Origin of the sequence: Psychrobacter sp. 4Bb (genome assembly GCF_002836735.1) — a bacterium.
Classification (GTDB): domain Bacteria; phylum Pseudomonadota; class Gammaproteobacteria; order Pseudomonadales; family Moraxellaceae; genus Psychrobacter.
This window is the reverse complement of the sequence record NZ_PJAS01000052.1, coordinates 1-23602: the sequence shown is the minus strand read 5'-3', so window position 1 is coordinate 23602 and position 23602 is coordinate 1. Positions and strand designations below refer to the sequence as shown.

Here is a 23602-nt window from a genome sequence, read left to right as displayed (position 1 = left end):
TAATTGCATTGATATCACGATTTTATATATGTTTTTCATCGTGATAATGCTGAACGAAGTGATTGGCTGTCAATGGTAATGGTTGTTCGGTATCCAGTTGATAGCATGTTAGATAGCCGCTATCCACTGCAGCAGAGTAGTCGGTACAGGCAACTTGTGGGCTGAGTGGCTCAGGTGTGCCAGTGAGCCAATAATGCCCGACGAACACAGGTTTATGAGTTTTTAGCGCAAAGTCAATATTTTCAGCCAACGCATCAGGCGGTATCTGTGCCAATGCGGACGATGGAGCACGAGACACTTCACGCAGGGTACGTGTATTTAACTCATCTAGCCACCAGCGTACTCGTACTCGTGTACGCTCGGTACCTTCTTTATCTACCATCACAATACCATCAGGTAAGCCCGTTTCAACCCCTTTTAACACTCGCTCTAAAGCGTCAAAGGCGACGGTAGCTTCTTTAGCTGTTTCGATTAAACCTGCTGGAGTCAGACAGTTATCGTCCGTCAGAATAGGCTTTAGTATTGCCATGCTATCTGTATCCCAACAAGCATGTACAAAGCAGGCGTAGTCGGTCTCAATCCATAATGGAATTTCGTATAGACGCTGCAACCAGTACTCATGTTGCTCTGAGCCAAATGGTATCTCTGCTAAAAACGCCTCGTGTTGGCGTCTATGGATATCATTGTGTGAACGTAAATACTGGCTAGTATTATCAGGATCGCGCGTGGCATATGCCAACGCATTATATTCATGGTTGCCCATCACTGCATCGGCCACATCGGCATCTAGCATTGCAAAGACAATCTCTAACGTGGCTAATTGCTGCGAACCACGATCGATCAAATCACCAATGAACAAAGCCCTGTGACCTGGTGGTGGCACGAAGTGCTGACCGTTATGTTCATAGCCCAACTGATGCAGTAGGCCGACCAGTTTGTCTGCATAACCATGTATATCACCGATAATATCTATAATCATAATGTATTACTAAATCTCAAATGTAGAAATATAACGTGCGCAAAATAGTATTTATAAAGTATAGCTGTGTTTAAAGTGATAGCTTTACTATACGTAAAAATGTCTAAAATCCTGGTGATAGCAAGGCATTGATAAAGTGCGGTAGTACTTTTGGTTCCAAAACAATCGTAGCGATAACACCAAACGTACCGCCCCACATATGAGCCATATGATTGATATTTGAGCCACCGCGTCGATCAGCATAGATACTATAAAATATATAAGCCACGGCAAATAGTATCGCCGGAATAGGGATCACGGCAAAGAGGTAAATTCTCTCCCATGGTGCTAGCAGGATAAAAGCAAACAGAACAGCTGATACACCGCCTGATGCGCCTAGACTCAAATAACTGGCGTTGTTCTTATTTTTCACGTAACTTGGAATCATGGCAACGATAATTGCCAACACATAAAAAACCACAAAACCGTAGCCGAATAAAAACGGCTGATATAGTCCTTCAATAGCACGCCCAAAGAAATACAAAGTAAACATGTTGAAGAGCAAATGCATACTATCAGCATGGATAAAGCCGTGGGTCACAAAGCGATCCCATTGCCCATTGTTGACTGCTGGCGGGTAAAAAATCAATCGATTAAATAGCGTCTTGTTTTGCCAAGCCAATAAGCTGACAATAACGGTAATAATGATAATAAGCGTCGTATGGTTTAACAAAGGAAAATCCTTAGGCCGTGCCTGATATGTGACAATGTTACAAATGACAAGCTACAAATGACAATATTCAAAGCCTAAGCGTTACGGCTGATTAAAAAGTAAGTTTGACGTCTGATCCGTATTAGGTACTAACCATTAGCAATAGACTAATACTAACAGCAGTTGCGATAACGCGAATACCTATTGTGTGACAAAACGATGCTTTTTTATGCGGTTATAGTGAATAATGTAGCAGTGTACCATGCAACATAAGTGAAACTTTTGGAGCAAGGTTAAAGACGAGAGTAGTGTTCATTCATCCGCGCTGCAATGAGTCTTTTAGACAAAGAAGCAAAATACACAAGTGACATGGACAAAAATAAAATAAGTGCTTAATTTTGCACATTTCAATAAGGCTGATAGAGGCAGTGAAATATGAACATTATTGACCAGCTAGAACAAACGGTAACCCCAGCTGTAATGGGTAATGATGACAGCAATAATGTCGCCTATGTCAGTTTACTTGAGCAGTTTTATGCCGTTTTGGCTGCGCGCCTAGCTGTGCCACAGGTTTATTCACAGCTGCTGCGTACTGACCAAGTAATTACTAGCAGCAACAATGAAAGTCCTTTATTTAAACAAATATGGCAAGATAAAAGCCTGCAAGAGACTATCGTCCAAGAATTGTCATCCACCCATCACATTGATGAACAGACAACTGAGCAATTACTAATTAGTGCTACCCCGTTGGCATATCGTGAGCTAAAAGTATTGGCCAATGGGCAGTTTTTGCCAGCATTTTTACAAGACAAACAGGCTGCTTTACGACCATATTTACCTATCTGGGCAACCGCTGTGATTACGGCTATTCAAAGCGTTAGTCAGCAAATACAAACAAGTTTCAATTCAGATGATGACTATGTGCCAGTACATATGCCAGTAAGTGACGACATATCGAATAGAATTGAGGACGCTACTTTAGCTACTGGCATAGCTGGCATAGACACACCAATAACGAACACTGATGCAGAAAGTATAGAGCAAATATCAACTGCTGAGCGCGCAAACACTGAAGCGTTAGATAACGATACGATTGCCAATAGTGATGCTATTCATGCCAATCCAGCAGCCTACCATTTGGCAGAAAACAGTAATTTAAAGCGTGCACAGGTGCGTACTCGTAATCAACGCAACGATCTACTAATACGTGTATTTTTATTAATAGTAGCTTTGGCCGCGCTTGCACTAGCAGCATGGGCATTATTAGTGAAACCCAATAATGAAATACCAGTAGAGCCTGTGGCCACGGCACCTGTTGAACCACCGCCAGCACCCGTGCCTCCTGTACCAACAACGACTCCTGTTGAGCTTATTGTCGGTGTTGATAACGGCGGCAACTTGTACACTTGTAGTGCGACCGTTGGCGATGCTGCGCTGCAAAGCACGTTGCAACAGGCGCTTAATACAAGCTTTGGTGAGCAGGCAAGTATTTGTGAGTTGAACATACAGGATGGGGTAGCAACCACAATCGCTAATATGCCTGCCGAAATACTGCCCAATGTCTTGACGATGCTTAGATCAACACCATTTGCACGTTTGCATGTGCAAAATGACCGTCTCACACTAGAGGCGCCAGACAATATGCTGCTACAAAGACTGGTCACAGAAGTACGCAACTTAGCACCAACGATGGTAGTCGAGAGTACAGCACCACTGCCATTGCCTGATAATAGTAATATTGGTGATGCTACGAACAATATGGCAAACGCAAATAACCAGTTTGTAGATGATGGGGCGGGGATTAATAACCAATTCAATAATAATGGGGTAAATAGTAACTCTGGCGAATACCAAGCATCGGATGATGATACTGGAGATCGTGTGATACCAACTCCTTTGCCTAACAATAATAGCTTTAATAATGCGCCCACCAATCTGCCTACTAATGGCGCGAGCAATATTCCCAACAACTTTCCTTCGAATAATCAAACGACTAGACCGCCAGGCCCTTTTTCACCTTCAGAAGTGGATGAGATGGCAAACACGGTTATCGTTGCTGAACCAGCTCAAGTTAGGTAGTTTTTTCTAAGGCACGCTGTGTCATAGGGTGTGTCTTTTTATACGGCCTATCTTTTCATGTAACTTGGCTACAGTTACGTGTGCCAACCGAAACATTACTTACTGTATCATTTGCACAACAACGTACAGACTGTGAATAGCAGCTTAAGAATTTTATAATAATCAAAACCAAATAAAGTAGTTTGATGGATTTATCGCCACCATGACTACTATGACGATTGAATACAAAAGAATGAAATAGCTGCTTTTTGAGCAAACGAATCATATAAATAAAAATTAAGGGGAGAGCCATATTATGGATATTATTAGCCACTTGACACGCACCGTCAGCCCAGCCGTATTGGAAGATGACCGTAGCCCAGCTAAGAAAAATCTACTAGAACAGTTTTATGCCATTTTTGCTGCTCGTCTTGCAGACAATGATACTTTTAGCCGCTTTGCCAATGAAAACATTGCCCGTGATGACAATGCTTTTTATGACCGTGTATGGACAGAAGGGGCACACCGCGACCAAATCTCTCGCGAATTAGCAGGCAAACATAATGTCGATGCAACGGCCTCACGTGGTTTGATTGCGATGGCAGCGCCACTGGCTTTTCATGAGATCAAAAGCTTGGCTGGTACCACGCCCGTTCCGCAATTTTTGAATGACAACCTGAACAGTTATCAGCATCATATCCCTGCATGGGCGGGTACTGTTTTGCCTGCTAGTGCGGTCGCTGCCACCTCTACGGCTGGTACACCTATTTCTGATACCACCAGTACAGCACCACTAGAAAAAGAAGAAGAGCCAAAAGAGAGCTTTATGAAAGCGCTGCTACCTATTATTGGTTTGATTATCTTGGGTGCACTGGCTTGGGCACTACTCAGAGGCTGTCAAGAAAACCCTGAGCCTGTAGCAACGCCAGCGGCTACAGTACAGCAAGGGGCGCAAGGTAATGAGGCATTAGCGGTTGCCGGCGCGATTGAGCCTGCATCACTAAGTATCTCAACTGGTGAAAATAGCGAGCTGTATGCTTGTCGTATGAGCGTGGGTGATGAGACACTACAAACCAATGTTATGAACGCTTTGACTGGTGCATTTGGTGATGAAGCCAATAAATGCCGTGCTGACGTTGATGATAATTTTGCAGTAGATATGCCAGCATCTGCTCAACTGGCTACGATATTACCAATTATCAAAAATGTACCGAACGCGAGCATGATTATCAAAGGCGATAACATTACTGTGAATGCTCCTGATAAAGCCGCGTTGGACAAGTTGGTTGCTGACCTACAAGCAGCTGCTCCTGCCATGACCGTGCAAGCTGAAGGCCCATTAGACTTGCAAGGCGAGATTGATGACAGTCTGGCTGCTGCAGATGTGGCGATGACCAATCTGGGTGATAACCCAGATCCACGTGACGTTGCTCGCGCTTTGAGTATTCAGGTGATTAACTTCCAAGTAGATGAAGCGGTTATACCTGAAGTCAATAAAGCGCTGTTAGACCGTGCTGCAGAAATCATCAACAACGTACCTGATATGAAGCTGATGATTGTCGGTCATACAGACAGTCAAGCCTCTGATACCTATAATATGGAGCTGTCTCAGGAGCGTGCTGAGTCAGTGAAAGCGTATCTAGTGTCTAAAGGGGTTGATGCCAGTAAACTAACGACCAAAGGTATGGGCGAATCAGAACCAATCGCAGATAATTCAACCGAACAAGGTCGCTTTCGCAATCGCCGTATTGAATTTATGGTCAATGACGAAGTGGTCAGCGCCAATGATGGCATGATGATAAACAGTGATTCGCTAGATCCAGATATGAACCCATTAGATAGTAACAACGATGATTTGTTACCAGATGGCGATGACGCTACCCAAGGTACTGCGGTAGACCCAACCAATTAATCTACATGTTCTTATTTTGTTTATAGCTACGCAGTAGTAGTTAAATGACAAAAACCGCATCTTATAAAGGTGCGGTTTTTTTGTATGCTACTTGTTGATAGTTAAGTAAGCTATTATTTATACAGCGTAGGATCTGTTGATTCCTTAGCCGTCTGACCATCAGCTTGCGCATCAAAAAAAGTCTGAGTAACATTTTGCTTGGCTTGCTGCCAGTATTCAAATTGCTGGCAAGTAGATTCAAGATCGCCTTGCCATGTTGGGATTTTGCCGCGCATGGTTTTGATACGCTGCTGGTTAGGGTAAGGCAGATCTTGCGCAGCTTTAGCCGCCTCATGAGCAGCCACACGGTCGTTGCATACGAGGGCAATATCACAACCTGCATCAATGGCCGCTTTTACGCGAGCGCTGACATCACCAGCCGCCTTTGCACCTGCCATCGATAAATCATCAGAGAATAGTACCCCATCAAATTTAAGCTCATCTCGAATGATATCTTGTAGCCAAATTTTAGAGAATCCTGCTGGCTTGTCGTCTACTTGCGAAAATATCACATGTGCTGGCATAAGAGCGTCCAGACTATGTAGCGTTTGAGCAAAAGGTTGCATGTCGCTATTAATGATTTCATCTAAGCTGCGCGTATCAATGGCTTCTGATACGTGAGAGTCAGGAGCGATGGCACCATGACCGGGGAAGTGTTTACCAGTGGTTGCCATACCAGCCGCTTTCATTCCACGCATAAACTGTGTTGCAAGCGCAGTGATGGCTTGCGGCTCATGATGAAAGCTGCGATCACCGATGACTTGGCTAATGCCATCTCTATCCAACACAGGCGCAAAGCTCAAATCGATTCCTACAGCTAATACTTCAGCTGCCATTAGATAACCGCAATCGTAGGCGCAGCTAAGTGCCTGGCTTGGGTCTTGATTGAATAGCTCACCCAATCGACCCATAGCAGGCAAGGGCGTGAATCCTTCACGTAGCCTCGCGACTCGTCCACCTTCTTGGTCCACACCGATAAGCATGTCTTGATTGTGATAACGTATATCGTCGCATAGTGCTCTGACTTGGGCCGCATCTGTGACGTTACGACCAAACAATATTACTCCACCGACCTGTGCTTGTTTAATCAAGCTGACATCCTCAGCGGTCAAAGCGGTACTATCGATATCTATCATTAAAACGCCGTACATCGCGTGATCCTTATTATTTTATATATGGTTATATTATGAGAGTGACTGATTATCTATCTATGGCTATCTTATCGCTTAGCAGTCATTGTTCAGATATCTTATTATGACAGCTATTATTAATTGAGCATAATGTGGCAGATTATTGGGGTCAAATCAATTTGCTAATAGCCTTAAGTTTAGTCATCAAATCAATGTTGATAGCCCTCAATTGCTATGTGTGATAAAAGTGATAGAAAGTTTGGTATGTACAAACGTAGCGTGTAAGATTGCTTATACAGTTTGAGACAGTTCAGTATTTATGCACGTGATAATATTGATTGATTTTTGACTATATATCAGTATTTAATGATGCATAAAGTATAAGAATAAAAAACACAGCATTTATAGGTCGTAACAGATTCGAGCATTTCTAATTCTGATGAATTACCCAATACTATTAACTTCAAATAACTAGGTACATATGATGAAAAAACAACCAGCACAGTGGTTACTCAGTGCAGCGTCAGTGGGCATCGCCGGTATTATCTTAACCCAAAGCTACGGTACTGCAGTCGCCGAGACCAATACGGGAAGTTTCGTTCAGACCCCTGAGCAAAAGGTCACCACCCGTCAAGTAGCCGCTTTGCTGGATCGCAGTCATTATCTTAATCAGCCTTTAGATAGTAAGACTGGTAGCGAAATCCTATCAATGTATATTGATAGCCTTGACCCAAACCATACGTTGTTTTTGCAATCCGATGTCGATGAGCTTAAGAAAAAACACGCTGAAGACTTTGGCGCTCGCCTAAAGCAAGGTGATCTGTCTGCAGGGGTAGAGGTGTTTGATCGTTATCGCAAACGCTCAAACGAGTACTTTGCGATGGCCACCAAAATGCTCAAAACAGATATTGATTTGACAGGTAACGACACAATCATTCTTGATCGCGAAAAACTCGGCCATTTTAAAACCAAAAAAGAGCAGCGTGATTACTGGGAACGTCAGTTAAAGTTTCAGTTGATGAGCATTACGCTCGGTCAAGAAGATGAAAAAGCCAAAGAGAAAGTATTTTTAAGCAACCCAGATATCACTCGTGGGCAAGACTTGGTACGTAACGATGAACGTACGCCAAATGAAATTTTGCAAAATCGTTTATCGCGTCAACAAGAGCAGTTTAAACGCCTCAAAGATGATGAAATCATGGAAACCATCTTAAATACGGCGATGCTCACTTATGATCCGCACAGTAATTACTATGCACCGATTCAAGCGACTGAACTGCAAATCCAGTCTAGTCTTCAGTTAGAAGGCATTGGTGTCTCTATTCGTCCAGATCGCAAAAATCCAGACTATACCCGTATTGTGACTCTGGTCGATGGTGGTCCAGCCGCCAAGTCGGGTCAAATCAAGCCTAATGATTTGATCGTCGGTATCGCAAAAGATGGCGAAACCATGACGGATGTGGTTGGCTGGTCAACGCGTGAAATTGTCAGCTTGATTCGCGGAAAACGCGGTACATCGGTCACCCTGAAACTACGTCAACCTAACACGCCAGATGCTAGCGCCCGTACGGTCACGGTAGTACGAGACATCATTCAGCAAGAAGAGTCAGGCGTCACTCAGCGAGTGGTAGAAGTGCAGCGTCCTAATATTGATAAGACACCAAAACGTATTGGCGTACTTGAGATACCGAGCTTTTATCTAAACTATCGTGCGCGTCGTAATGGTGAGGACTACCGTAGCGTCAGTATTGATACTGAAAAAGCGTTAAAAGAGTTGAATAAACAAAATATCGATGGCCTAGTGGTTGATTTGCGCAACAACCCTGGCGGCTCGTTGGATGAAGTTGCCAAAATGTTAGGTTTCTTTATCAAGAGCGGACCACTGGTACAGATTCGTGATAATCGCGGCAATATTCAGGTGTATCGCGACAATGATGGTGGCGAGCAGTTGTATGATGGCAAGATGGCAGTCATTACCAACTTAGCATCAGCCTCAGCCAGTGAAATCTTTGCCGCTGCTATTCAAGACTATGGTCGCGGATTAGTAGTTGGTAGTACGACAACTGGTAAAGGCTCTGCGCAGATCCAGCTTGATAGCTTAGCTTTAGGCTCTGCTACCTTAACTCAGCGTAAGTTTTATCGTGTCACTGGCGGTAGTACACAGAATAAAGGTGTCGTACCGGACGTTGAGCTAGTTAATATCTATGATGATGCAACCTTTGGCGAGCGTGCTCAGAAAAAAGCATTGCCTTGGGATACTATTAGAACGGCGCCGTATAAGCCTGAAGGGAAATTTACCAGTGATACATTGGCGACGCTCAATCAGCAGTCTAAGATTCGCCAACAGAAAGACCCGCAGTTTACTTATCTGTCGACGCTAAACGATATTCGTAACATGGATGATGAAAAGAAACCTGTTCGTTTAGATATCAATAGCCGCCGAGCCAAAATGCAACTAATTGAGAAACGCTCATTAGAAGCAGAAAACAAACGCCTTATCGCAACTGGTGAGCGTCCATACTCTAACTGGAATACTTATCAAGCAGCGATGGACGCAAAGTTTGAAGAACGTAGCCGTATGAAAGCAGCTGAACGTCCAGAATTACCAGAGGATGAAGCGTTTATCAATGAGGCAGCTTACCTGATGCTCAGCGCTGAACCTAAGACAATGCTTAGCCCTGAAGAGAAGCTATAATGTGAAGTTATTATAGCGTTACGTAATCTATGTAAGCATATGCTTACATAGATTGACGTTTAGACCTCTTACCAACGAAGGGTCAATCTGCGACTATAACTGTACGGCACGATTGAACGAAACGGTTCATTGATACTAGGGATTGGTATCTTAAAGGTCGCACTAGGGATAAGTAGTTTGCTGATTAAGGATGATAAGGCTGGATGCCTGTCAGTTATGAGATGCCCCGGGATTAGGTATCACGTAACGCTAACATGGATGGTTGGTAATAAAAGCCGCATGACGCTTGTCGTTATGCGGCTTTGTTACGTCTGGATATTAATAATGTTTATAGCGGATTCTTTAAATAGATAGTATTCAAGTTTAGGACATTTATATTAATTCAAAACTTACCATGAGATAAGCATAAAAAAGGCCAGTAACCTGATCAGCTACTGGCCTTTTAGATTAGATGATAAATCTAATAACTTACCATCTAACTATTTTCACTATACTCTAGAAGAGATTAGTGCTCAACGCCACCTGCACCATGTACATGGCCATGGTTTAGTTCGTCTTCAGTTGCTGCACGTACTTCTTGGATTTCAACATCAAATGTCAAACGCTTACCAGCCAATGGATGGTTTGCATCAACAGTCACTTCTTGATCGTTTACAGCAGTCACAGTAACCAACATTACTTGGCCACCAGCTTCTGACTGGAACTGCATACCAGGCTGAATGTCATCAACGCCTTGGAAGTTGTCACGTGGTACATGCTGTACTGCTTGCTCTTGGTATTCGCCGTAGCCATCAGCAGGTTCAACGACTGCATTAACTTTTTCGCCAGCAGACTTACCTTCTAATTGTGCTTCTAGGCCTGGGATAATGTTGCTGTGACCATGTAGATAAGCAAGTGGCTGACCTTCTGGTGACTGGTCAAGGATATTGCCTTCGTCGTCTTTTAGTGTGTAATTGAATTTGACGGCAGTGTCTTTTGCGATAGTAGTCATAAAATATCCTAAATATATCTATGTAAAAAATTAAATACGGTTGCAATAAACCTAAAAAAGCCAATCTGCAAGCCAAAAGGCCACGTCATTAGTCAATTATCATCAGTTTATTAAAGTAACTTTAGCAGTTAGCATCTTTAATTGAGATGGCCCACATAACTTTCAAGGCAAAAAACATAAAAAATGCCAATTAATGCCACAATTTACAATAATAACTGCTATTTTCTATAGTTAATGCATAGCTATTGGCTATTCATGGTTTAGGAGTTGCTTTTTTAGAGCAGGACTTCTAGCATAATTATAAAAATAAGGACGAGAGATACGATGACTGCATTTGCCAATACCACTACCAAACAACCAGCGAGCAATATTTCAACCAATCATGATGATACTAAGACCAAAACGATAGCTGATATAAGCTATCAATTTGACTTTGCCCGTTTCTACGAGCACTTGGTCGATGTATCACTGAGCTTTACAGCAGTATCCGATGCGCCGCAGCTCTGGTTACCAGCGTGGATACCAGGCAGTTATCTAATGCGTGAGTTTGCTCGAAACATCACGGCGGTCCATTATCAAGTACTAGAGGCTCAAACAGCGGATAGTAACGAGCAGTCAGAGACTTGTCGCGCGCAAAAAATTGACAAAAACACATGGCAGCTGCCAGCGGTGCAAGCAGGGCAGACGGTCATCGTCGAGTACGAAGTCTATTGCTATGACTTGTCTGTGCGTACGGCCTACGTCGATCAGCAACGACTTTATGGTAATTTCACCTCGCTTGCGCTTGCCATCGAAGGGCAAGAGCAAGCACCTGTCCAAGTTAGCTTAATCGTTCCTGAGACATTTTTTGCAGACAAAGAAAGTAGCAAAGTACTGTTGGCCTGTGGTTTGGATGCTACGTACCTGCATATTGATCAACAGCAAAAAGGCCGTCAGCAAGCGAGCCATCAGCACATTTACAAGTTACAGGCAACGAATTATCACGAGTTGATTGATTATCCATTTGAAATCGCTGAACAAGAAAATTTTGATTTTATTATTCATGATAATGAGCATCAGACGCTACATCATAGCTTTTACCTGTCAGGTAAGCAGAGTGCCAATCTAGGTCGATTGCAGCAGGATATTACTCAGATTTGTCAGACCTATGTAGATTGGTTAGGCGATGCGCCATTTGATGATTATACCTTTATGACCTTTGCCAGCGGTCAAGATTATGGTGGGCTTGAGCATATCAACTCTACTAGCCTTATTACCCCGCGCAATGACTTGCCAAATGCCAATGAACCAAAGTTACCAAGTACAGATTATCAGCGGTTTTTAGGCTTATGCAGTCATGAGTATTTTCATTCATGGTGGGTAAAGACGGTACGTCCTGATGTCATGATCGATGTCGATTTGCGCCGTGAAGCATTTACGCCATTACTTTGGGTGTTCGAAGGGTTTACGTCTTATATCGATGACTTTATGTTGCAAGCGTCAGGTGTGATTGATAAAGCCAATTATCTGCGTCTGCTAGCCGAGCAAATCAATCGCTATTATCAGACCCCAGGGCGTGGTAATCAAAGTGTAGCAGAATCAAGTTTTGATGCTTGGATTAAGCTGTATCGTACCGATGAAAATACAGGCAACGCAGGTATCAGCTACTATAATAAAGGCGCGTTGGTAGCTCTATGTCTGGATCTAATCTTACTCAAAAATAGTGATGGTCGTTATCGTTTGTTTGATGTGGTCAAAGCTTTTTATACTCAAGCCAAGCAGAACGACAGTAAGCGAATTGGTATCAGTAGTGCTGACATGGGCTCAGTCATTGAGCAGTTTATGCCGCTAGCAGAATGGGAAGATTTTGAACGCCGTTACGTCAATGGGGTGGAAGAGCTGCCAATTGAAGCGTTGCTAATGGCAAACGGTGTCAAAATACAGGCGAATACTAAAGAAACGGCAGACAAGCATGTGCCTTGGGGTATGCGATGTAATGAGACGCCAGCTGGACTCAAAGTCAATCGTGTGATGCGAGGTAGTATTGCCGCTAGAGCTGGTATTTCAGCGCATGATGTTATTATCGCGATTGACGGCATCAAAGCAGATACGAAACAACTTACCGCCTTGGTTAATATAGCGCACCCTGTTGAATGTTATTTATTCCGTCGCGATGAGCTGATGTGTGTTCAGGTTCAACCCGAAACGACAACTAAAGTGAAGCCGCGAGATGAGACAACTGGCATGACTGGAGCAGTACCTCCTCATAAAGTAAGCCTACGCTTAGCAAAAGAAGATAAGACTCTAGAGAATGATAATGAGCAATTAAAAAGTGAGGCAGGTTGGGAGACATGGCTTAATGTTATGAAGCGGTAGCCTCAATGCTATATAAAATACCTTTCCATACGAAAAACCCTCATCCAAGCAATACTGCTTAGAAGAGGGTTTTTTAAATCACTTTTAATATTGTAAATATATCCAAGCAACTTAAATGCTCGATAGATCAGAGGTTGGCAAGAAGATATACGTTTACTGCTCTTTAGCTTTAGTATCTGGGCTATCTAGGTTCTTATCATCGGTAAATTCGGGCTCAATATTTTCATCTACAGAACTATCGTCTTCGTTGCTACTTGCAGCCTCAAGCGCAGCAATCCAGTTTTTCATCACATCAATTTCAGTTTGCTGGTTATCAATGACGTCTTGCGCCAACTGACGCATCTCCTCATCTGTCCCATATTCGAGCTGAACTTTTGCCATATCAACAGCGGCAATATGATGCGGTAGCATGCCGCGTGCAAACGCCATATCAGGCACGGGATCAGCCACACCCAAAGTCATTTCGCCATGCATATTTTCCATGCTTTTAGCATATGCTTGCTGCATCGCCACAGTATTTGGCTTAGGTTTGGCAGCATCAGGATGGCTAGCCAGCCACTTGTTTAAGACATCGATTTCAGCTTGCTGTGCCGTGATGAGGTCTTGAGCAAGTTGGCGCATCGCTTCGTCAGTGCCATACTTGAGCTCTATTTTTGCCATATCTACCGCGCCGCGATGATGTCCCAACATGCCTTTAGCAAAAGCAGTATCAGGATCGTTATACCCCATCCCAATCATCATCTCGTCATGCATTCTAGTCATCGATCTCGTATAGTCTCTGAGCATATCGCTCATTTGAGACTCATCAATGACACTATTATCGCTGTCATTTGTTAGAGTATCATCTGCCATATCGTCATGCTCAGCATGTGGCATATCAGTCACTGGCGGTGAGGTTTCTTCCGCAGGATTTGATTGGCTGTCATCTGTCGTTGGCTGACAAGCACTCAATACAAGCGCCGCAGAAATACTAGTGATCAACGAAAGAAAACGACGAGAAGCAATCATGACATATCCCTATTGTGAAAAAACCAAACGATAAATGGATAATACTTATTATACATAATCAATTACGTGCTGAATGTTAGCAGATAAACCTTACCCATTCGAGACACTATGTTTAACAGGTCGTAATATATTAGTGTCAGAGCTTTATATTCGTGGCTAAACAGTCAAACAGTGTGAACTAACCAACAATACATAAACTTAAAACCATCTAAACTAGCTAGAAATACCTAGCTGACGACAGTGTTCGCTAGTTAGATGAACACGTACAAACTCCCCAACAGCTAACTCACCTAGCTCAAATCCTGCCACTGACCAACGTATTAAACGCAGACAAGGCAGACCGACGTGCGCTGTCATACGTCTGACTTGGCGGTTTTTACCTTCATATATTGTCAGCATTAGCCATGAGTCCGGTACGCTTTTACGCTCACGTATTGGTGGACTACGTTGCCAGAGTACCATCGGTAGCTCATCTTCACTGACGTGTTTGACCTCAGCAGGTAGCGTTTTACCATCTTTTAAAACCACGCCACGTTTGAGCTTATTGAGTTGCTCAGCAGTAGGCGTTCCTTCTACTTGTACTAAATAAGTTTTACCTTGTTTGCGCCCTGCATTGGCTTTTGGCGGATGAGTAATTGCTTTATTAACGCGACCATCATCAGTCAAAATCAGCAAGCCCTCTGAAGTGGCATCTAGCCTACCAGCAACTCGCAAAGCCTTGTCAGTAAAGTATTGCGATAGGGTGGTGTGGTCGTTATTACTATCATCTCTAAACTGACTTTGCACGCCATAAGGCTTGTTGAATAGAATGAGACTAGAAGTAGACATAAAAAGGTGTTTCCTAGTTTTTGAGGGACAATGAATCATTGTAGCGTATGTTTTGTGATGCAGAGCTAGTATTAAGCGACAAGACTACGGGCGATATATTTAACGTGCTGTATGCTACATGACCTGCTACAAAAGTAGGACAGCGCTTGTATAAATTTGCTTTTATCCTAAATCCGCATTCTGATAGTGGTATTTATATTTTTAATAGAGAAATATCTACTAGCTGCAAGCGATAATTATTGTTTGGGTCTTTATTTTAATTTTTTAGCTTCGAGCTATTTTTAACATTGTTTAAATCAATGCCGCAAGTGTCGTACTCATCAAAGCTTTGCTTAACCGATAAGCGCCCAGAGCGTTACAACTATAATAAAACGGTTAGCATAACAAAGTGTCTAGTTCGCTTGCGACGTCCAACATACAACCAAGGAGTATCATCGATGTCATATGATAAGGTTATCGTGCCAAGAGACGGCGAAAAAGTGACCGTAAACGCAGATTTAACATTAAATGTTCCCAACCATCCGATCATTCCGTTTGTGGAAGGTGATGGAATCGGTGTAGATATCACGCCTGTCATGATAAAAGTAGTCAATGCTGCGGTTGATAAAGCGTATCACGGCAAGAAGTCTATCATTTGGATGGAGACGTATCTTGGTGAAAAGGCAGCGAAAGTATATGACGGCGATTATTTGCCAAGCGAGACGCTAGAGATTCTAAAAGACTACGTCATTAGTATCAAGGGTCCATTGACCACGCCAGTGGGTGGTGGCTTTAGTTCGCTAAACGTCGCAGTGCGCCAAAACCTCGATCTGTATGTCTGTCAACGCCCCGTACGCTGGTTTGAGGGCGTACCAAGCCCAGTGCAGCATCCAGAGCTGACGAACATGGTTATTTTCCGTGAAAATACAGAAGATATCTACACGGGTATCGAGTGGAAAGCGGGCAGTGATGATGCCAAAAAAGTTATCAATTTCTTAAGAGATGAGATGGGGGTAACCAGTATTCGCTTCCCTGAAGACTACGGCATCGGTATCAAGCCTGTTTCAAAAGAAGGCTCACAGCGCTTAGTACGAAAAGCGATTCAGCATGCCATCGATAATGATTTGCCAAATGTGACCCTAGTGCACAAAGGCAATATCATGAAGTTTACAGAGGGTGCATTTAAGGATTGGGGTTATGAGCTAGCGGCAGAGCGTTTTGGTGCAGAGCTATTAGATGGTGGTCCATGGATGACCATGAAAAATCCAAAAATGGGTAACGATATTATTATTAAAGACGTCATCGCTGATGCGTTTTTGCAGCAGATTTTGATGCGTCCTGCAGACTATTCTGTAGTGGCGACACTCAATCTAAACGGTGACTATATCTCTGATGCATTGGCCGCTGAAGTAGGTGGTATTGGTATCGCACCAGGTGCAAACAAAGGCGGCGCGATTGCTGTTTATGAAGCGACGCACGGTACTGCGCCCAAGTACGCTGGTCAGAATAAAGTGAACCCAGGCTCATTGATATTGTCTGCTGAGATGATGCTTCGTGATATGGGCTGGATGGAAGCAGCTGACCTTGTTATCAGTGGTATCCAAGGGGCGATTGCCAATAAAACAGTCACGTATGATTTTGAGCGTCTGATGCCAGATGCTACCTTACTGAGTACTTCTGAGTTTGGTAAGGCGATTATTAAGCATATGGAAGCCTAAGACTACTTAAACTCTAATCATTCTATTTTATGACTATGTATCAAAAGCTGCCTATATAAATAGGTGGCTTTTTTTATTTCACTCTTTATAAAACTTTTAGAAAACATAAAAAAACACCTCAATGTTCTAAGACGGTTGAGGTGTTTTTTACCAAGACTTAAACTTGCTTAATCGCTTCTGGGTATAAAAACCAAAAGCGATTAGGCTTAATGGTCTAAGAGCAATCGCTTAAATTATAGCGATGCCAATGTCTCGTTAAACAGAGCGCTTGGACGCATTGCTTTCTTAGCCAATTCTTCATCAGCATAGTAGTAGCCTTTGATGTCTACTGGCTTGCCTTGAGCTTGGTTAAGTTCTTTAACGATGGCTTCTTCGTTCTCTTTTAGCTTTTGCGCGAATGGTGTAAATTGCGCTTTTAGCTCGCTATCTTGATCTTGCGCTGCAAGCTCTTCTGCCCAGTACATTGCTAGATAGAAATGGCTACCACGGTTGTCGAGCTCGCCAGTTTTACGTGATGGCGACTTATCGTTTAGTAGCAGTTTTTCTGTTGCTGTATCTAGCGTGTCTGCCAAGATTTGAGCCTTAGCATTGTTGTCGTTGTTTGCAAGATGCTCCAACGATACCGTCAAGGCCAAGAACTCACCAAGTGAATCCCAACGTAGATGGTTTTCTTCTGTCAGCTGCTCAACGTGCTTCGGTGCAGAACCACCAGCACCAGTTTCAAACAAACCGCCGCCTTTCATTAATGGTACAACTGATAGCATCTTGGCACTGGTACCTAGCTCTAGGATAGGGAACAAGTCAGTTAGGTAATCGCGTAGGATGTTACCGGTCGCAGAGATAGTATCTAGACCACGAGCAACGCGCTCTAGGGTATAACGCATCGCACGAACCTGAGACATAATCTCGATATGTAAGCCAGTAGTATCATGATCTTTTAGATAGGTTCTAACTTTTTTGATTAGCTCGTTTTCATGTGGACGGTATGGGTCTAACCAGAAGATAACAGGCGTATCTGATTCACGAGCACGGCGTACAGCAAGTTTTACCCAGTCTTGAATAGGCTCATCTTTAACCTGACACATGCGCCAGATATCACCTTTCTCAACACGTTTTTCAAGTAATACTTCATCAGTATCAATGTCGACGATACGTGCAATACCAGCATCGCTAGACTCAAAAGTCTTGTCGTGCGAGCCATATTCTTCAGCTTTTTGAGCCATTAGGCCAACGTTAGGAACGGTGCCCATTGTTTTTGGATCAAAGTTACCATGCCATTTGCAGAAGTTAATCATTTCTTGGTAAATACGCGCAAAGGTAGACTCTGGCATGACGGCTTTACAGTCATACATTTTGCCATCAGCACCCCACATTTTACCACCTGAACGAATCATCGCTGGCATAGAAGCATCAACGATTACATCACTTGGTGAATGGAAGTTGGTGATACCTTTTGAAGAGTCAACCATCGCCAGACGTGGGCGATGCTCTTGACACGCATGTAAATCACGCTCAATTTCTTCACGTTTTGAAGCTGGTAGCGTTGAGATCTTATCGTATAGATCTGCCATACCGTTGTTGACGTTAATACCTAACTCATCAAAGAATGCGCCATGTTTTTCAAAGGCTTCTTTGTAGTAGATTCTAACCGCATGACCAAAGACGATAGGATGCGAGACCTTCATCATGGTTGCTTTTACGTGCAATGAGAACAAGATACCAGCTTCGCGGCAATCTTCCATTTCACGCTCATAAAACTCTAATAGTGCTTTTTTGCTCATGACCATCAGATCGATGACTTCTTTATCAAGCAAAGCAATTTTAGGCTTTAATACTTTTTGAGTACCGTCATCAAGTAACAACTCCATACGTACCGTACGAGCTTTATCTAATGTCGTAGATTGCTCGCCATCGTAGAAGTCGCCGCCATGCATGTGTGATACGTGCGTGCTTGACCATTGCTTCCACTCACCCATAGAGTGTGGATGCTTGCGTGCATAGTTTTTGACGGCTTTAGGCGCGCGGCGATCTGAGTTACCTTCACGCAGTACTGGGTTCACTGAACTGCCTAAGCTTTTGCCATAGCGCTTGCGTAGCTCTTTTTCTTCATCAGTTTGTGGGTCTTCTGGGAAGTTAGGGATGGCATAGCCTTTGCTCTGTAGCTCTTTAATAGCAGCTTTTAACTGCTGTACAGAAGCACTGATGTTTGGCAGTTTGATGATATTGGTGTTTGGATCTTGAGTCAGACGACCTAGCTCAGCTAAGTTGTCCGGGACACGTTGCTCTTCGGTCAAGTATTCAGGAAATTCAGCCAATATACGCGCTGCAACAGAGATGTCGCTGGTTTCAACTTCAACGCCTGCTGTTTTAGTGAATGCTTCGACAATAGGTAAGAACGACAGAGTCGCCAGCGCTGGGGCTTCGTCAGTTTTTGTATAAATAATTTTTGACATTTTAGTTAGATCTTCCTTTAGGCTGTAGTTAATAATAAAGCTCAAATATAGTGTTGAATATGCGTCAATGATACTATGCAATAATCTATGATATGGTTAGAACAAGTACTTCATATGTAGCTTCTTAGAAATTTTTAAGACAGGTCAGACATTTTCTTTTAATAATATTCACGAAAAAAGCATTTAAAGGCAACACGTTAACGGTCGGTGCAAAACTGCCTAAAAGTGAATCACTGACGCTACATTATAATCAATCCACTATAAATCCGATAGGATGTCAATCGTATACCATGAACTAAGTATACTGTTTTAGCTCGTATCCTATGGTTTCGAATTATACTAAGCTAATAACAACCTTATTCTACCAGTCATCGGCTTCGATATCATCTTTTCCATACAACTACTGTTTTTTCATGACGTTTTATATTGATCTCACTGCCTATGAGCGCAGTCGTACAAACCACCCGCGTTATCGTTGGTGGTTTTTTATTAGGTGCAGATAAGTTTTTGCAAATTGTGACAGCAATGTCGTAAAAATTTGCTAGTCTAGGTCATCAATAGATTGGTTATCGATAAATATATCGCGATTATAATAGTGACGGTGAATATGAGTTTAGAGTATGCGCTGATTAATGATACCAGCTGGCAGAGCCAAACAGAGTGGCAGACGCCAGATACCCCTTTTATGTCATTTGCTTTTTGGCAAGCGTTGACTGACACCGGAGCAATTGGTGAGCAGGCAGGGTGGCTACCAATATTTATTTTGGTACATCGTGTCGCCGATGCTGCTAATAGTGCGGATAGTGAAGAGAGTACTGATACCTTAGTAGATAGCGCAGCAGAAAATGCATTGCAGCCTGTAGCTGTCATGCCAGTATTTATAAAAGGTCATCATCGCGGTGAGTTTGTATTTGATCATGCATGGGCTGAAGCTTATGCACGCTATGGCGTTGATTATTATCCGCGATTGGTCACTAGCGCACCATATACACCGATTACCGGTCAAAGAATTTGGTTGGCAAAAGGTGAAACCTTAAATGAAGATATTCTCAAAACAGCCATCGCAGGTATCGATGATATCGCTCAACAAGTGGGCGCCTCAAGCTGGCATGGACTGTTTGTGACACCTGAGCTTGCTTCTATCGCCACTACATCTATGCCAACTGAAATTGATGTAGAGCTTGCTATAGCGGCTCAAGAAAGCGGCGTAGAATCAGCTGCTATTGAGCTACCGATATTTGAGCGTCAAGGCTGCCAGTTCTTATGGCAAAACAAAGACTTACTTAATGACAGTAAGCCATTTGCAGATTTTGATGCGTTTTTGATGACCTTAAAAGCCAAAAAGCGTAAAACCATTCGGGCTGAGCGCCGTAAAGTTGCCGAGCAAGGCATTATTTGCCAGCGAAAATGCGGCGATGCTATTAGCGATGCTGATTGGAAGGCTTTTTATCACTGTTATGTGATGACCTATGCAGTACGCGGACAGCAGCCTTATTTGACGATAGATTTTTTTATGGCATTGGCAGTGAGCATGCCTGAGCATATAATGCTTGCACAAGCACTCGACGCCAGTGGTGAGATTATCGCGAGCAGTTTGTTCTTATATGACAGACCTGATAGCGACAATGTTGATGGTGATAAGGCTGATGGCGATAATAATGCCACCTTATATGGTCGTTACTGGGGCGCGTTAGGTGAGTATGACAGCTTGCATTTTGAGCTGTGCTACTACCAAGGTATTGAGTTTGCTATTGAGCAAGGGTTGATGTCTTTTGATCCAGGCACGCAAGGCGAGCATAAGCTAGTACGTGGTTTTATCCCAACCACAACACATTCCATCCACCGTATTTATGATCCGCGTTTTGTACCAGCGATTGGCGATTTTTGTGCTAGAGATCGTGAGCATATGGCGCAGTATCGTCAGCAGGCTTTTGAAGCTCTGCCTTTTAATGCAGACAATATGCCTAAATTTGATGGTAGTGCCTAATAGCAGTAATTTATAATAGCAATCAGCTGTGACTCACTCTGCTTTTATTCGTATGTACCTTTTAATTGTTAAACACCCTATAAAAAATAATAGCTATAAACTATGACCAGCAATTCTTTTAGTTCTACCAATGATTTACCTCCTACTGAACTCTTACCTTGGCTAAATGCTGAAGGCTCTCTCACTGCGATATTAGAAGAGAAGGCAGGGCAGCCGCTGCGCGTAAAACGCAGCTTTGAAGGCTATCGTTCGCTGACTTTAGCTCAAAAAAAGCAGCTGGGTGTACAAGGCATGATGCTAAATCGTCCAATGCTGGCATGGGTACGGGAAGTGCAGCTGTATGGTAATGATGAAATACCATGGGTCCAAGCACAGAGCATCTTTCCTTTAAACAGTTTAAAAGGTCAGTCTCGTCGTCTTCAGCATCTGAAAAACACACCTATCGGCTACGTGTTATTTAAGCGTCGCCGTACCTTGCCAAATGAGCGTTTTATCAGTCATACGAGTGACGGTTGGCAACGACAAACGCGTTATGATTGGTATGGTCGCACGCTTATGATTAGCGAAACGTTCCTACCGGCGTTCTTATAATCACTTCACTATAATAGTCACTCCACTATAAAAGTATTACTGGGTTAACCTCGCTTAAAGTATTTGATATACATCTACACTCGGTTTCCTTGTATCGAAATCATATTAAATTGACTATATCTAGCCACGCTTAAAAATATTTTAGGCCTAAATCAGCATAAAAAGGCATATTGGCGAAAACATTCAACGGGTAAATCCTTTATTTTATTGGCTATTTATCTGTGTTATATAGGCATTTAATTCGCTCATCTTAAGGTGAGGTTTTTTTGCGCTCACAGCACAAATTTTCATGTTACACTTAATCTTTCGCGATGATATCGATGCAAATGTACATCGATTTTATTGACGAATCAGTCAAGTTAATAACAGGTCAGTCGCCTGTATTTATTCTTATTTTAATCTTTGCTAATAGACTCCATTCACAATAATGGTCGTACCATAAAACAGACTGCAGAAAAACAGCGTGCAGAGGTATTAATAGTACTTCAGCGACGTTGACGCAGTAGTTGTTTTATTGTGGGCAGGCTATAAGCTTCTTTTCAATGACGTTTTTTAATGACAGTCACTACTTAGGACATCACTATGTTTAAAGATATTTCTATCAAAGATTTTGATCCAGTACTTGCTGAAGCGATGGCCGCAGAAAGCGTTCGTCAAGAAAACCACATCGAGCTTATCGCCTCTGAAAACTACTGCTCACAAGCAGTGATGGAAGCACAAGGTACTGACCTTACCAACAAATACGCAGAAGGCTATCCTGGCAAGCGTTATTATGGTGGTTGTGAGCATGTGGATGTAGTTGAGCAATTGGCTATTGACCGCGCTAAAGAATTGTTCGGTGCAGAGTATGTGAACGTTCAGCCGCATTCTGGTAGCCAAGCAAACTCAGCCGTATTTTTAGCATTGCTAGAAGCAAATGACACTGTACTAGGCATGAGCTTAGACGCTGGTGGTCACTTGACGCATGGCGCACATATCAACTTCTCAGGTTTGAACTACAATGCCGTACAGTACGGATTGGTAGATGGCACTGGCCTTATTGATTATGATCAAGTAGAGAGCTTGGCGCGTGAGCATAAGCCAAAAATGATCATCGCGGGTTTTTCAGCATACTCACAAGTAGTCGACTGGCAGCGTTTCCGTGACATCGCGGACGAAGTAGGCGCGTATCTATTGGTCGATATGGCTCACGTTGCAGGCCTAGTTGCTGGTGGTGTTTATCCAAACCCAGTACCTTTCGCTGATGTGGTTACAACGACGACGCACAAAACCCTACGTGGCCCACGCTCAGGTATGATTTTGTCGCGTGATGAAGTATTGGCTAAAAAGCTAAACTCAGCTGTATTCCCAGGCAACCAAGGTGGCCCGTTAATGCATGTCATCGCGGCAAAAGCGGTTTGCTTTAAAGAAGCGTTAGAAGATAACTTCAAAACGTATCAGCAGCAAGTAGTGAAAAACGCGCAAGCAATGGCAAAAGTAGTTCAAGAGCGCGGCTATGAAGTCATCTCTGGTGGTACTGAAAACCATCTAATGCTGATCAGTCTCGTTAAGCAAGAAATGACGGGTAAAGAAGCGGACAAATGGCTTGGTGAAGCACACATCACTGTCAACAAAAACGCTGTACCAAACGATCCAAAATCACCATTCGTGACTTCTGGTATCCGTATCGGTACACCAGCTATTACTACTCGCGGTTTCAACGAAGCACAAGCGGGCGAGTTGGCAGGTTGGATCTGTGACGTACTAGACAGCCGCGGTGATGAAGCGATTGCTACTGAAGTACGCGCTAAAGTAGAAGCTATCTGTGCAGAATTACCAGTCTATGCTAAAAATCAGTAAACTTTAGAATGGTAATAAAAAAAACCGCTAAGCTTTTGCTTAGCGGTTTTTTTGTTATTGCTCTCTATGAATATTATGTCATTTAACGCAAACCTATGTTGATATTGCCATTGAGCTCTTTTAATTATATTTAAGTCCGTTATTTAACCTGAAAATTACTACCGACATTTTTCGATAGATGTAGTGAGCTTGACTGAGTTCCGCTATTAGTTTTAAAGAGCTAAGTTGATGTTTAATTAAGAAAAATATGTAAATTTTTTTGTTTATATAAAACTATTAGTATATAGTTGGCATTGAACATTTAGTAATAATACTAATACAAATTATAATAAATAATTACACTTTGTAT

The 23602-nt window shown here is 42.9% G+C and carries 15 protein-coding genes; 8 read left to right on the top strand and 7 right to left on the bottom strand.

Going from position 1 to position 23602, the window contains the following annotated elements:
• Positions 1–22: 22 nt before the first annotated feature.
• Entirely contained in the window at positions 23–979 is a 957-nt protein-coding gene (locus tag CXF60_RS03260) for a metallophosphoesterase (RefSeq protein WP_102090780.1), read from the bottom strand.
• A 103-nt stretch (positions 980–1082) separates the two neighbouring features.
• A complete protein-coding gene (locus CXF60_RS03255; protein WP_102090779.1) occupies positions 1083–1691 on the bottom strand; it encodes a rhomboid family intramembrane serine protease in 609 nt (202 codons plus the stop codon).
• A gap of 414 nt (positions 1692–2105) precedes the next feature.
• On the opposite strand from CXF60_RS03255, the gene CXF60_RS03250 reads away from it, so the two are divergent.
• Together CXF60_RS03250 and CXF60_RS03245 are read left to right on the top strand one after the other, a co-directional pair.
• On the top strand, positions 2106–3749 hold the full coding sequence (locus CXF60_RS03250; protein ID WP_102090778.1) for a hypothetical protein: 1644 nt from the start codon (positions 2106–2108) through the stop codon (positions 3747–3749).
• A 295-nt stretch (positions 3750–4044) separates the two neighbouring features.
• Positions 4045–5640, top strand: coding sequence for an OmpA family protein (locus CXF60_RS03245; protein WP_102090777.1), 1596 nt, complete (start codon positions 4045–4047; stop codon positions 5638–5640).
• Positions 5641–5753: 113 nt separating this feature from the next.
• Here CXF60_RS03245 and nagZ read toward each other — a convergent pair whose 3' ends face one another.
• Positions 5754–6830: a beta-N-acetylhexosaminidase gene (gene nagZ / locus CXF60_RS03240; protein ID WP_102090776.1), complete on the bottom strand. Its 1077-nt coding sequence runs from the start codon at positions 6828–6830 to the stop codon at positions 5754–5756.
• A 463-nt stretch (positions 6831–7293) separates the two neighbouring features.
• Between nagZ and CXF60_RS03235 the strand changes: the two genes are divergently transcribed.
• Positions 7294–9504, top strand: coding sequence for a carboxy terminal-processing peptidase (locus CXF60_RS03235; protein WP_101205548.1), 2211 nt, complete (start codon positions 7294–7296; stop codon positions 9502–9504).
• A gap of 505 nt (positions 9505–10009) precedes the next feature.
• Here the strand turns inward: CXF60_RS03235 and CXF60_RS03230 are convergent.
• A complete protein-coding gene (locus CXF60_RS03230) occupies positions 10010–10495 on the bottom strand; it encodes an FKBP-type peptidyl-prolyl cis-trans isomerase (RefSeq protein WP_057758283.1) in 486 nt (161 codons plus the stop codon).
• 324 nt (positions 10496–10819) lie between these two features.
• Here CXF60_RS03230 and CXF60_RS03225 point away from each other — a divergent pair, with 324 nt between their 5' ends.
• Positions 10820–12850 carry a M61 family metallopeptidase gene (locus CXF60_RS03225; protein ID WP_102090775.1) on the top strand — a complete coding sequence of 677 codons (2031 nt, stop codon included), beginning with the start codon at positions 10820–10822 and terminating at the stop codon, positions 12848–12850.
• 153 nt (positions 12851–13003) lie between these two features.
• Here the strand turns inward: CXF60_RS03225 and CXF60_RS03220 are convergent, their stop codons facing one another.
• Both CXF60_RS03220 and CXF60_RS03215 read right to left on the bottom strand, forming a co-directional pair.
• A complete protein-coding gene (locus CXF60_RS03220; protein ID WP_102090774.1) occupies positions 13004–13858 on the bottom strand; it encodes a CopM family metallochaperone in 855 nt (284 codons plus the stop codon).
• 213 nt (positions 13859–14071) lie between these two features.
• Complete coding sequence (locus tag CXF60_RS03215; RefSeq protein WP_102090773.1) at positions 14072–14686, bottom strand: pseudouridine synthase; 615 nt, start codon at positions 14684–14686, stop codon at positions 14072–14074.
• A 437-nt stretch (positions 14687–15123) separates the two neighbouring features.
• Between CXF60_RS03215 and icd the strand changes: the two genes are divergently transcribed.
• Positions 15124–16383: an NADP-dependent isocitrate dehydrogenase gene (gene icd, locus CXF60_RS03210; RefSeq protein ID WP_102090772.1), complete on the top strand. Its 1260-nt coding sequence runs from the start codon at positions 15124–15126 to the stop codon at positions 16381–16383.
• Positions 16384–16616: 233 nt separating this feature from the next.
• Here icd and CXF60_RS03205 read toward each other — a convergent pair whose 3' ends face one another.
• Positions 16617–18836, bottom strand: a complete 2220-nt coding sequence (locus CXF60_RS03205; protein WP_102090771.1) for an NADP-dependent isocitrate dehydrogenase — start codon at positions 18834–18836, stop codon at positions 16617–16619.
• A 607-nt stretch (positions 18837–19443) separates the two neighbouring features.
• Here CXF60_RS03205 and CXF60_RS03200 point away from each other — a divergent pair.
• The 3 genes from CXF60_RS03200 (at position 19444) to glyA (ending at position 23253) form a co-directional block, all read left to right on the top strand.
• Complete coding sequence (locus CXF60_RS03200) at positions 19444–20823, top strand: GNAT family N-acetyltransferase (RefSeq protein ID WP_102090770.1); 1380 nt, start codon at positions 19444–19446, stop codon at positions 20821–20823.
• A gap of 102 nt (positions 20824–20925) precedes the next feature.
• On the top strand, positions 20926–21414 hold the full coding sequence (locus tag CXF60_RS03195) for a chorismate--pyruvate lyase family protein (RefSeq protein WP_102090769.1): 489 nt from the start codon (positions 20926–20928) through the stop codon (positions 21412–21414).
• A 582-nt stretch (positions 21415–21996) separates the two neighbouring features.
• Positions 21997–23253 carry a serine hydroxymethyltransferase gene (gene glyA / locus CXF60_RS03190; protein ID WP_102090768.1) on the top strand — a complete coding sequence of 419 codons (1257 nt, stop codon included), beginning with the start codon at positions 21997–21999 and terminating at the stop codon, positions 23251–23253.
• Positions 23254–23602 lie beyond the last annotated feature (349 nt).